General features: G+C 53.7%; 8 protein-coding genes. 1 reads left to right on the top strand and 7 read right to left on the bottom strand.

Annotation, left to right across the window (positions count from 1 at the left end; genetic code table 11):
* Positions 1-8: 8 nt before the first annotated feature.
* The 4 genes from RZ35_RS07235 to pncB form a co-directional block, all read right to left on the bottom strand.
* The gene (locus tag RZ35_RS07235) at positions 9-1,199 is read right to left on the bottom strand and encodes an amino acid aminotransferase (protein WP_026742701.1); all 1,191 of its coding nucleotides are present in this window, start codon (positions 1,197-1,199) and stop codon (positions 9-11) included.
* A gap of 243 nt (positions 1,200-1,442) precedes the next feature.
* Positions 1,443-2,510 carry a porin gene (locus RZ35_RS07230; protein ID WP_026742700.1) on the bottom strand — a complete coding sequence of 356 codons (1,068 nt, stop codon included), beginning with the start codon at positions 2,508-2,510 and terminating at the stop codon, positions 1,443-1,445.
* 292 nt (positions 2,511-2,802) lie between these two features.
* Positions 2,803-4,203 carry an asparagine--tRNA ligase gene (gene asnS / locus RZ35_RS07225; RefSeq protein ID WP_026742699.1) on the bottom strand — a complete coding sequence of 467 codons (1,401 nt, stop codon included), beginning with the start codon at positions 4,201-4,203 and terminating at the stop codon, positions 2,803-2,805.
* 180 nt (positions 4,204-4,383) lie between these two features.
* The gene (pncB, locus tag RZ35_RS07220) at positions 4,384-5,589 is read right to left on the bottom strand and encodes a nicotinate phosphoribosyltransferase (RefSeq protein ID WP_026742698.1); all 1,206 of its coding nucleotides are present in this window, start codon (positions 5,587-5,589) and stop codon (positions 4,384-4,386) included.
* A 576-nt stretch (positions 5,590-6,165) separates the two neighbouring features.
* Here pncB and pepN point away from each other — a divergent pair.
* The gene (gene pepN / locus RZ35_RS07215) at positions 6,166-8,781 is read left to right on the top strand and encodes an aminopeptidase N (protein ID WP_026742697.1); all 2,616 of its coding nucleotides are present in this window, start codon (positions 6,166-6,168) and stop codon (positions 8,779-8,781) included.
* 239 nt (positions 8,782-9,020) lie between these two features.
* Here the strand turns inward: pepN and ssuB are convergent, their stop codons facing one another.
* The 3 genes from ssuB to ssuD all read right to left on the bottom strand — a co-directional run bounded on the left by ssuB (position 9,021) and on the right by ssuD (position 11,758).
* Positions 9,021-9,815, bottom strand: a complete 795-nt coding sequence (ssuB, locus tag RZ35_RS07210; RefSeq protein ID WP_026742696.1) for an aliphatic sulfonates ABC transporter ATP-binding protein — start codon at positions 9,813-9,815, stop codon at positions 9,021-9,023.
* Positions 9,812-10,603, bottom strand: a complete 792-nt coding sequence (ssuC, locus tag RZ35_RS07205) for an aliphatic sulfonate ABC transporter permease SsuC (RefSeq protein WP_026742695.1) — start codon at positions 10,601-10,603, stop codon at positions 9,812-9,814. The genes ssuB and ssuC overlap by 4 nt, the downstream gene beginning before the upstream one ends.
* Positions 10,604-10,612: 9 nt before the next feature.
* Positions 10,613-11,758, bottom strand: coding sequence for an FMNH2-dependent alkanesulfonate monooxygenase (ssuD, locus tag RZ35_RS07200; RefSeq protein ID WP_026742694.1), 1,146 nt, complete (start codon positions 11,756-11,758; stop codon positions 10,613-10,615).
* Between the last annotated feature and the right edge of the window lie 7 nt (positions 11,759-11,765).

The following is an 11,765-nucleotide window of genomic DNA, read 5'->3' as shown; positions in this document are numbered from 1 at the left end:
TCGCTTGTTTATAGCACGGCAACGATCGCCTCACACAGCGGAGCCATGTTTTCTGGGGTCATCCCTGCTACGTTGACTCGCCCGGAATTAACGGCGTAAACGCCGAATTCATCGCGAAGGCGAGTGACCTGATCTTTGTTAAGTCCACTAAATGAGAACATACCGTTCTGCTGGATAATGAAAGAGAAGTCTTGTTGGGCGCCTTTTTCCTGAAGGGTGTTCACGAAAAGCTGACGCATCCGCTGGATACGTTCACGCATCGCCGTTAGTTCCTGTTCCCAGATCCCGCGCAGAACATCGTTAGAGAGAATCGTCGCGACTACGGCAGCGCCATGAGAAGGCGGGTTAGAGTAGTTTGCTCGAATCGCCGCTTTTATCTGGCTAAATGCGGTATCGGCAATTGCACTCTCTGCTGCAATCAATGTGCAGGCGCCCACACGTTCGTTATACAGGCCGAAATTTTTGGAGTAGGAACTTGCGACCAACAGTTCCTGATGGTTAGCGGCGAAAGTCCGCAGGCCCTGAGCATCTTCATCCAAACCATTCGCAAATCCCTGATAGGCGAAATCGAACAAAGGTAACCAGCCTTTCTGCTGTGATAGTGACGCTAACTTAGCCCACTGCTCTGCCGTAGGGTCAATCCCAGTAGGGTTATGGCAGCAACCGTGAAATAAAACGATATCTCCCGCCTGAGCCGCGTTCAGGCTTGCCACCATGCCATCAAAGTCCAGTTGATGGGTATTGGCGTCGTAATAGTCGTAGTCACACACTTCCAGCCCGACCGCGGCAAATACGTTTTTGTGGTTAGGCCAGGTTGGATTGCTGATCCAAACACGTTTAGCCGTGGTGTTGTGCGCAATAAAATCTGCCGCGACCCGGAGTGCGCCTGTACCACCTGGGGTTTGGGCCGTCCTAGCTCGTTTATTCGTGATGATGTCGTTATCTTTACCGAACAGCAACTCTTGCGTGCGGAGTGCAAACTCCGGTAAGCCGTCGATGCTGAGATAGTTTTTGCTGACTTCGTTTTCGAGTAAATATTGTTCTGCTTTTTTTACGCTGGTTAATACAGGCGTTTTACCGGTTTCGTCCTTATAAACACCGATACCCAGATTGATTTTATGAGGACGCTCGTCAGCGCGAAAGAGATCGGCCAACCCAAGAATCGGGTCGGCTGGAGCAGCAGAGATTTTTTCAAACATTGCGCAGTAGTTCCGTGACTGAATTTAAGCAAGAGAGCTAGCAGGTTAACGCTAGCATCAGGCTTTGCCAACCGTTTGCATCAAAGAAATGACAATTATTAGGAAAGGGAGAATACGTGCTGGCAAACAGAATGTTTGCTTTTACGCAAACTAAAACGCCAGTTGGATATACCAACTGGCGTGCAATCTTGACCTGGTTTATAAACTAAACTACCAAATTAAGGCAGATAAGCTTTACGCAGATTAGAACTGGTAAACAACACCCAGTGCTACGCGGTCATCGTTAGCGATGGCGTATGCGTTATCGTTGTCCAGCAGGTTGATGTCGTATTCAGTGTAGACAGACATGTTTTTGTTGAACGCGTAGTTAGCACCCAGGCTGACGTATTTGCTGACGTAGTCGTTGTTGCCGTTAGAGTCGTCTTTTGCTTTCGCGGAAACGTAACCCAGAGACGGAGTCAGGCCGAAGTCAAAGGTGTACTGTGCAACGGCTTCGAAGACTTTGGTTTTGTCTGCTGTGCTGGTCGTAGCAACTACACCTTTGTTGATGTAGGTCAGATTACGGTATTCACCATAGGTGGCGGCCAGATAAACGCTGTTAGCGTCATATTTCAGACCGGTAGCCCACGCTTCAGCGCGGTCGCCGTGACCGTCATCTGATTGAGCGGTAGTACGGTCAACGGTCTCATAAGAACCGATTACGCCCACGCCGATTGGCGAGGTATAGGAAGAAGAGACGCCCCAGCCGTCGCCATTCTGGCGTTTAATGTCACGGTCGCCTTCGTTTTTACCCTGATACTGAACGGCGAAATCCCATCCATCAACCAGACCAAAGAAGTTTTTGTTGCGGTAGGTTGCTACGCCAGAGCTGCGACCCGTGATGCTGTCGGCATACTGGCTGTCACTGCCAAATTCCGGCAGAACGTCGGTGTAAGAAATACCGTCGTAGGCGATGCCCAGATTGCGGCCATAGTCAAATGAGCCGTAGTCGCCAAATTTGAAACCAGCATAAGCGAAACGCGTTTTGCTTGCGGCAGCGTTCTGGTTTTCAGCGCCTGACGCATTAAATTCGTACTCGAAACGACCGTAGCCGGTCAGTTCGTTAGTGATCTGAGTTTCACCTTTGAAGCCAAGACGAGCATAAGTTTGGTCGCCATCATTACCGTCGTCATTGGAGAAGTAGTGCAGGCCAACAACTTTGCCGTAAAGATCCAGCTTGTTGCCGTCTTTATTGTAGACTTCAGCTGCATTTGCTGCGCCTGCAGCTAACAAAGCCGGGATTACCACTGCAAGAAAATTGCGCTTCATCATTGTTACCCTCATTGGTGTTATTGGACACCTACATTTGCCTCAGAAATTTCCTACGGAACTTTTGTAGCAAATGTGATGTCTTACTGTGTCTGCACGCAGTTTTCCATTCGCTAGGTCGTTAAGCTACCCTAAAGATGATACTAACTTCGTAATTAGGTAACTATTGGAAAATATGTATTACAAAATGTAAAAAACGCTGAACTTTTTACAAGAATGCAAAATAAACGAAGGGGCCATTCCAAATGGCCCCTTCGTTTTGCTAGATATTTGTTTTGCTTATATTAATCTTTTATTAAAAGCTCGCGTTGCGGGGAGTACGTGGGAACGGAATGACATCTCTCACGTTTTGAACGCCGGTCACATAAGCGACCAGACGTTCGANACCGAGCCCAAAGCCGGAGTGGGGGACCGTGCCGTAACGGCGCAGATCGCGGTACCAACCGTAGTCTTCTTTATTCAGTCCCATTTCTTCCAGGCGCCGGTCAAGATGATCAAGACGCTCTTCACGCTGAGAACCCCCGATGATTTCACCGATACCCGGCGCCAGAACATCCATCGCTGCAACCGTTTTCCCGTCATCATTCATGCGCATATAAAATGCTTTGATATCTTTCGGGTAATTTTTAACGACCACAGGCGCTTTGAAATGTTTCTCTGCCAGATAACGTTCATGCTCTGAAGACAGATCGATACCCCAGGACACCGGATTTTCGAATTTTTCGCCACAGTTTTCCAGAATGGTGATCGCGTCGGTGTAATCCACCTGAGAGAAATCCGCGTGAATAAATTTCTCCAGACGCGTCAACGCCTCTTTATCTACGCGCTGAGCGAAAAACGCCATATCGTCCGCGCGTTCTTCAAGAACAGCTTTAAATACGAACTTCAGCAGGTCTTCGGCCAGTTTGGCCGTATCTTCCAGATCGGCAAAGGCAACTTCCGGTTCGATCATCCAGAATTCAGCTAGATGGCGGCTGGTGTTGGAGTTTTCAGCACGGAAGGTGGGACCAAAGGTATAAATTTTTGATAGCGCGCACGCGTAAGCTTCGCCGTTCAACTGGCCGGATACGGTCAGGAAAGCTTCTTTACCGAAGAAATCTTCGTTGAAATCGACTTTTCCCTCTTCGGTACGCGGCAGGTTTTCCAAATCCAACGTAGACACGCGGAACATTTCACCGGCGCCTTCGGTATCCGAAGCCGTGATCAATGGGGTTGAAACCCAGTTGAAACCTTGCTGATGGAAAAAACGATGGGTAGCTTGCGCCAGCGTGTTGCGTACGCGAGCAACGGCGCCGATCAGGTTGGTCCGCGGACGCAGATGCGCGACTTCACGCAGGTATTCGATGCTGTGACGTTTGGCCGCCATCGGATACGTATCCGGATCGTCAACCCATCCTACTACGCTGACATCGGTCGCCTGCAGCTCAAAGCTCTGGCCCTGACCGGGCGAAGGAACGACGTTACCCGTGATCGATACGGAACAGCCGGTAGTCAGGCGCAGGACATCGCTCTGATAATTATCAAGATTATTATTAACTACGGCCTGTAGNGAATCAAAGCAGGAACCGTCATAGACGGCAATAAAGGAAATACCGGCTTTAGAATCTCTCCGGGTACGTACCCAGCCGCGCACGGTGACTTCGCTGTCAACGGCGACACGGCCTTGCAGTACGTCGACTACAGGCACTACGCTCATAACATTCTCTCTTTGAATAAAATATGTTTAAAAACAGTAATTGCCCCAGCTCAGGGCAGCACCGCTATGTTACTTGGCGGTATGCAGGACACAAGCAGAAATCACCGGAATGCAATAAGTTTTGTGCATTCCGATGTCGCTGGATTAAAGATTAAGCGTTGGTCAGTGTGAACAGCCGTTTCAGCTGGCCTTGCGTACCCGCGGCAGGTCGAAGGCTTTACGCAAAGCGCTGACAAACTCCGGATCGTGGCAAATCGTTTTTCCTGGACTGTCGGATAACTTCGCCACCGGTCGTCCATTACACTCCACCAACTTGATGACGATATTGAGCGGCGTGACTCCCGGAATATCGCAGGTCAGGCGTGTACCAATGCCGAAAACGAGATTGATGCGCCGCCAGAAATGGCGATAAAGCGCAATTGCTTTTTCCATATTCAGGCTGTCGGAGAATACCAACGTTTTCTCCAGCGGATCTATGCCCCGCGAGAGGTAGTGGGCGATCGCTTTTTCGCCCCACTGGATCGGATCTCCGGAATCATGCCGTAAGCCCTGATATTTTTCCGCAAAGCGCTGGTCGAAATCCCTGAGGAAGGCATCCATGGTGATGCAGTCGGTCAGAGCAATACCGAGTTGGTCAGGGTATTCGTGCAACCAGGCTTCCAGCGCGGCCCGTTGACTGTTTTCGAGCGTCGGGCTGATTTGTTGATGTGCTTGAAACCATTCATGGGCCTGAGTTCCTACCGGCGTCAAATCGAGTCTCCGCGCCAAATCATAGTTGCTGGTGCCAATCAGATAAGGGAACTCATCTTTCAGCGTGCGTACAATATTGAATTGCACGTCACGGGAGAATCGGCGGCGTGTGCCGAAATCCATCAGCTTGAAATGCGACAGATCCATGCAGACACTTGTGGTCTCGAATTGACTCAGCGTTTGACGCAGCTGAGCGATAGCCTCATTCACACCGACGTGCGGTGAACGATCGCGATGTACGACTTCGCTCACCACCGACAGCAACGGTACCTCCCATAGGATTACTTCCCGCCACGGGCCGGCAATGCGAATATCGAGTCGCCCCTGATGAGCGCTGATTTGAACCTGCCGGGGATTGAAGCGAAACGTCTTCAGCCAATTCAGGTAATCTGTTTTAAAGAAAGGCAGCGCTGAGAGGTAGTCAAACTCGTCATCGCTGAGCGCCAGGCTGCCCATCGCTTCCACCTGCGCGGAGATCTCCTCCGCATAGATACCTAGTTTTTCATCACCGCGGCAGCGGAACTCCGCCGCCACCTCAACATCGTAGTACTGATGATAGACAGCCTGCTGCATATGCAGCTTGTAGGCATCGGTATCCAGCAACGAGGTCATAATCGGGGAAAGGGAAGAAGTCATAATGCGTTACAGCATCCTCGTTCAACGCAGTTAAGCGGTTAAAACGATGACGGAAGGGCTCGGAACCTTCCCAAAATCGTCTGTTTGTTCGGGCTATATCACCATAATGGGCGTGTTTAGGCGAGATTCAAATGTGCGATTGTGAAAATAAAGTGTCTATTTTTTTGCCGTTTTTAACATTAGTGTTTGAAACCAAATGTTTTTTATACTAAACAAAAAATTCAAAAAAATCATGTCGTGTCTCCGATTAAAATGTGGAAAAGAGGGAATGTTTGCATTCCGTCCCCGAGATCCCTTTAATAGAGATAACAGCTTGTTCAATAAAGAATCTGTATGTAAAGAAACCGCATTTTGATGCGTTGTTCAGACGGTTTGAGGAGCAGTTCAGGCACTGAATTCGCCCCTAACACGTCTATATCGAAAGGCTCGGCGGTTTAACTCAATTTACGCGCCGTGGAACAACGTAGACGCTCGCCGCGAAAAATAAGCGCTTTGGTCTGAAATAGCGCGTCTTAACCCGGCGGGCCTGATTGCATGACCTGTCGCCATTATTGTCCGTCACTAAGGTAACGATTTATGAGCCAGCAACCCCAAGTAAAATACCGGCACGACTATCGCGCGCCGGACTACACCATCACTGATATTGCATTAGATTTCGACCTGGGCCAGGACAAAACACGGGTGGTCGCCACCAGTCAGGTGGTATTGCAGGGCGAAACCGGGGCTCCTTTGCGGTTGGACGGCGAAGGATTGCACCTGATCGACATTTTGGTGGACGGTCAGCGTTGGACGGAGTACCAGCAGCTCCCCGATGGTCTTGAACTGAACGGGCTGCCGCAAAAATTCGCGTTGCAGATCGAAACGGAAATCAACCCGGCGGCCAACAGCGCGCTGGAAGGCTTATACCAGTCCGGCGATGCTCTGTGCACCCAATGTGAGGCCGAGGGTTTCCGGCATATCACTTACTACCTTGACCGACCCGATGTACTGGCTCGTTTCNCCACCCGGATTACGGCTGACAAAAACCGCTATCCTTACCTGTTGTCTAACGGCAACCGCGTGGCGCAGGGCGAGCTTGCCGATCACCGTCACTGGGTGGAATGGCAGGACCCGTTCCCCAAACCTTGCTACCTCTTCGCGTTGGTGGCTGGCGATTTTGACGTCTTACGCGACACGTTCACCACGCGTTCCGGCAGAGAAGTGGCGCTGGAACTCTACGTGGATCGCGGCAATCTCGACCGTGCCGACTGGGCGATGACATCTCTGAAAAATGCGATGAAATGGGACGAAACACGCTTTGGTCTGGAATACGATCTCGACATCTACATGATTGTCGCCGTCGACTTCTTTAATATGGGCGCAATGGAAAACAAAGGCCTGAACGTCTTCAACTCGAAGTACGTCCTGGCCAAAGCGGAAACCGCAACTGATAAGGATTATCTCAATATAGAAGCGGTGATCGGTCATGAGTATTTCCACAATTGGACCGGCAACCGCGTCACGTGCCGCGACTGGTTCCAACTTAGCCTCAAAGAAGGTTTGACGGTATTCCGCGATCAGGAATTCAGCTCTGACCGAGGGTCGCGTCCTGCTAACCGCATTGACAACGTTCGCGTGATGCGCGGCGCGCAGTTCGCTGAGGATGCCAGCCCGATGTCTCATCCCATCCGTCCGGATCAGGTCATCGAGATGAATAACTTCTATACCCTGACGGTTTACGAAAAAGGGGCAGAGGTCATTCGCATGATGCATACGTTGTTGGGCGAAGAAAAATTCCAGGCTGGGATGCGGCTCTATTTCGACCGCCATGACGGCAGCGCCGCCACTTGTGACGATTTTGTTCAGGCGATGGAAGATGCATCTGGTATCGATCTGACGCAGTTCCGTCGCTGGTACAGCCAGTCGGGGACGCCGGTGCTGACTATTCAGGACGATTACGATGCGGCGAATGAACAATATCGTCTGCAGGTGACGCAGAACACGCCTGTCGGTCATGATAAACTGCGTAAACAACCGCTGCATATCCCGCTGGATATCGAGCTGTATGACAACGAGGGTCAGCCGATCCCGCTGGTGCAGAACGGCCAGTCTGTCGGATCCGTGTTGAGCGTGACTGAACCCGAACAGACGTTTGTATTCGAGCAGGTGCCTTGTCAGCCGGTGCCTTCTCTATTAAGAGAGTTTTCCGCGCCGGTGAAAGTCAACTACAGCTGGAGCGATGAGCAACTGACCTTCCTGATGCGCCACGCCCGCAACGCATTCTCCCGTTGGGATGCGGCGCAAAGCCTGCTGGCGAGCCATATTCGTCTGAACGTGGCGCGCTATCAGCAGAAACAGCCGTTATCGTTGCCGCTGCATGTGGTTGACGCTTTCCGCGGCGTTTTGCTGGATGACTCTCTGGACCCGATGCTGGCATCGCAGATTTTGTCGCTGCCCAGCGAAAATGAGATTGCGGAACTGTTCGATATTATCGACCCCGAAGCGATTTCCGCCGTGCGACATGCGTTGACTCAAACGCTGGCGCAGGAGATGGCGGATGAGCTGCTGGCGGTGTATCGCGATAATCAGACTCCGGCATACCGCATCGATCAGGAAGATATGGGTAAACGCGCGCTGCGTAATGTTTGCCTGCACTACCTGGCGTTCGGCGACGAACAGCAGGCGGATACGTTGGTGAGTCGGCAGTTCGAGCAAGCCGACAACATGACGGACTCTCTGGCGGCGCTCTCGGCGGGGGTGAGTGCATTGTTGCCATGTCGCGATGCGCTGCTGGCGTCGTTCGATGATCGCTGGCATCAGGACGGCCTGGTGATGGATAAGTGGTTTACGTTACAGGCCACCAGCCCGGAAACAGATGTGCTGGATCGCGTACGGGGGCTGTTGAAACACCGCTCGTTCAGTCTGAACAACCCGAACCGTCTGCGGTCGCTGGTTGGCGCCTTCACTTCAGGCAACCCGGCGGCATTCCATGCCGCTGACGGTAGCGGCTATCGTTTCCTGACCGAAATGTTGGTGGACCTCAACACGCGTAACCCGCAGGTCGCCGCCCGGTTGATCGAACCGTTGATCCGTTTAAAACGCTACGATCAGTCGCGACAGGAGCAGATGCGCAAGGCGTTGGAAACACTCAAGGCGTTGCCCAATCTGTCGGGCGATTTGTTCGAGAAAATTACGAAGGCGCTGGAAGCCTGACCGTCGTCGAAGATTCTCCCCAGGCTTTAAGTGGCGTTGGCGTCACATGACTGGGGGCGTTTCTTCGCAAAGCCGTCGAGGCGATGTTGAGGTCTTCAAGCAAGGCCTCAACGGCCGACATCATTGATGTGGTGAAAAGCCTCATCGCGGCTCATGAAGAGCAAGCCGGTTTTACTAACGGTCTAAAGCCGCTCGCCTGTCCGAGGCAGCGGCTGTTTTTTTGTTTCAATAGATGGAAATCATAACGTCGCCCGTGTTAACGACGTAGGGTGTTCATGCTTCGTGGGCGTCAGAATCCGTTCCAACACGCTGGCCTCCAATTCGGCCAATCTCGCCGAGCCGCGTCGACGTGGACGGGGATGATCGACCAGCACATCCAGACCGATTCGACCTTCTTCAATCAAAATAACGCGATCCGCCAATGCCACCGCTTCGCTGACGTCATGGGTGACTAATAGCACCGTGAAACCTTGTTGCAGCCAGAGCGATTCGATCAGCCCCTGCATCTCGATGCGCGTTAACGCATCCAGCGCTCCCAGCGGTTCATCCAGCAGCAGCAAACCGGGCCGATGGATCAATGCGCGGGCCAGCGCCACACGCTGTTTTTGTCCGCCGGACAGCGCGGCCGGCCATTCGTTTGCACGAGAGGCCAGTCCAACGGCCGCCAGCGCATCCTGCGCGGCGGATCGCCATTCACCGCGCAGCCCCAAGGCCACATTATCAATCACTTTTTTCCAGGGAAGCAGGCGTGCCTCCTGAAACATCAGTCGGGTATCCGCTCGGGACTGGCTTAACGGTGCGCTGCCTGCCAGCAATTCTCCGGACGAAACCGTTTCCAGTCCGGCGAGCAGGCGCAGCAGGGTGCTTTTGCCGCAGCCGCTGCGGCCCACGACGGCGACAAACTGACCCGCGGGGATATGCAACTGGATATCCTGCAGGATGGTACGCCGACCGTAACGTTTGCTAATGCCATTGATCAATAATGGCATACCCGCGTTAAGGCGCGCCGGCGAGGAGAGCGAGGTAAGCTTCATGCAGGTTCCTCCTTAGGTTGATAGGCGGGATGCCAGCGTAGCCAGATGCGCTCCAGCAACATGGTGCTGACATCGGCGAGTTTGCCCAGGCAGGCATAAAGAATAATGGCGACCACGACGACATCGGTCTGGAGAANCTCCCGCGCATTCATCGCCAGATAACCAATTCCCGAACTGGCCGAAATGGTTTCCGCCACGATCAGCGTCAGCCACATCAGCCCAAGCGCGAACCGAACGCCCACCATTATGGAGGGGAGCGCACCGGGCAGCACAACCTGTCGGAACAGGCTAAACCCCGAAAGGCCGTAGCTGCGCGCCATCTCCAGCAAACCACGGTCGAGGTTACGGATGCCGTGATAGGTGTTGAGATAAATAGGAAAAAGCGTGCCCAAGGCGACTAAAAAGATCTTGGCGCTTTCTTCGATCCCGAACCACAGAATCACTAGTGGGATCAGCGCTAAATGTGGAATATTGCGCAGCATCTGCACGGAGGTATCGAGTAAACGTTCGCCCGTGTGGGAAAGCCCGGAAATGAAACCGAGCAGCAGCCCCAGCGAGCCGCCGATAGCGAAGCCGAGCAACGCGCGCCCGGTGCTAATCGCCAGATGTTGCCCTAGCTCGCCGCTGACGGTCAGCCGCCAAAATGCGGCGACAATGGCTTCGGGAGAAGGCAGGATCCGGGTGGACAGCCAGCCGGTTTGCGATGCAACCTGCCAGACGATCACCAGCAGGAGCGGCAGCGCCCAGGGCGTAAGTCGATAAGCCGCTTGTCGCCATAGCGATTTCATGGGCGCTCCTTAGCTTTGCGCGGCCTGAAGCGGCACATAGTTATTGCCGATGACTTCGCCCAGAGCCGGTAGCGGTCGCGGCGCTGGCACGTCGGGAACGGCGACGTCCAGATGGGGAAACAGCAGTTCCGCCACGCGATACGCCTCTTCCAGATGCGGGTAGCCGGACAGAACAAACGTGTCGATGCCGAGGTCCGCATACTCCTGAACGCGCTCTGCGNCCGTCTCGGGGTCGCCCACCAGCGCCGTCCCCGCGCCGCCGCGCACCAATCCCACGCCTGCCCAAAGATTGGGGCTGACCTCCAGTTTGTCGCGTTTACCGCCGTGTAAGGCGAGCATGCGTTGCTGGCCGACGGAATCGTAACGTCTCAGCGCTTGCTGCGCCTTGGCGATAGTGTCGTCGTCCAGTTGAGAGATGAGTCGATCCGCCGCCTGCCAGGCCTCACGGTTGGTTTCCCGCACAATCACGTGCAGGCGAATGCCGAAACGCACCGTGCGCCCTTGCGCCGCCGCTTTGGCGCGCACCTGATCGATTTTCTCTTTGACCTGTGCTGGTGGCTCTCCCCAGGTGAGGTACAGCTCCACTTGCTCCGCCGCCAGATCCTGCGCGGCATTGGACGATCCGCCGAAGTACAATGGCGGCCTGGGTTGTTGCACGGGCGGGAAAATCAGCCGCGCGCCTTTAACCTGAAGGTGCTTGCCGTCGAAATCGACAGTTTCGCCTTCCAGCACCCGTCGCCAGATGTGGGTAAATTCGGCGGACGCTTCATAACGCTCCTCGTGATTAAGAAACAGACCTTCGGCGGCCAGCTCGTCCGGATCGCCGCCGGTCACCAGATTGAAAAGCGCGCGTCCATTGGACAGGCGGTCCAGCGTCGCCGCTTGACGGGCGGCCAAGGTAGGAGAAATGACGCCGGGGCGTAGCGCGACCAGAAAGCGCAGCCGCTGAGTCACGGGAACGAGCGATGACGCGACTAACCAAGAGTCCTCGCAGGAGCGGCCGGTCGGGATCAACACGCCGCCGAAACCGAGTTGATCCGTAGCCTGGGCAATTTGTTGAAGATAGCGGTAATCCACGGGACGTGCCGACTCACCGCTGCCGAGGTAGTGACCGTCGCCGTGTGTGGGGAGAAACCAGAAAATATTGAGGCTCATGACGTGT

Source organism: Lonsdalea quercina subsp. quercina (assembly GCF_000688655.1).
Taxonomy (GTDB): domain Bacteria; phylum Pseudomonadota; class Gammaproteobacteria; order Enterobacterales; family Enterobacteriaceae; genus Lonsdalea; species Lonsdalea quercina.
Note: the sequence above shows the minus strand (reverse complement) of the source record. Positions and strands in the feature narration are given on the sequence as shown.

Coding starts and splice junctions, on each gene's coding strand:
- RZ35_RS07235 (WP_026742701.1), bottom strand. CDS start 1,199: ATGTTTGAAAAAATCTCTGCTGCTCCAGCCGACCCGATTCTTGGGTTG.
- RZ35_RS07230 (WP_026742700.1), bottom strand. CDS start 2,510: ATGATGAAGCGCAATTTTCTTGCAGTGGTAATCCCGGCTTTGTTAGCT.
- pncB (WP_026742698.1), bottom strand. CDS start 5,589: ATGACTTCTTCCCTTTCCCCGATTATGACCTCGTTGCTGGATACCGAT.
- ssuB (WP_026742696.1), bottom strand. CDS start 9,815: ATGAAGCTTACCTCGCTCTCCTCGCCGGCGCGCCTTAACGCGGGTATG.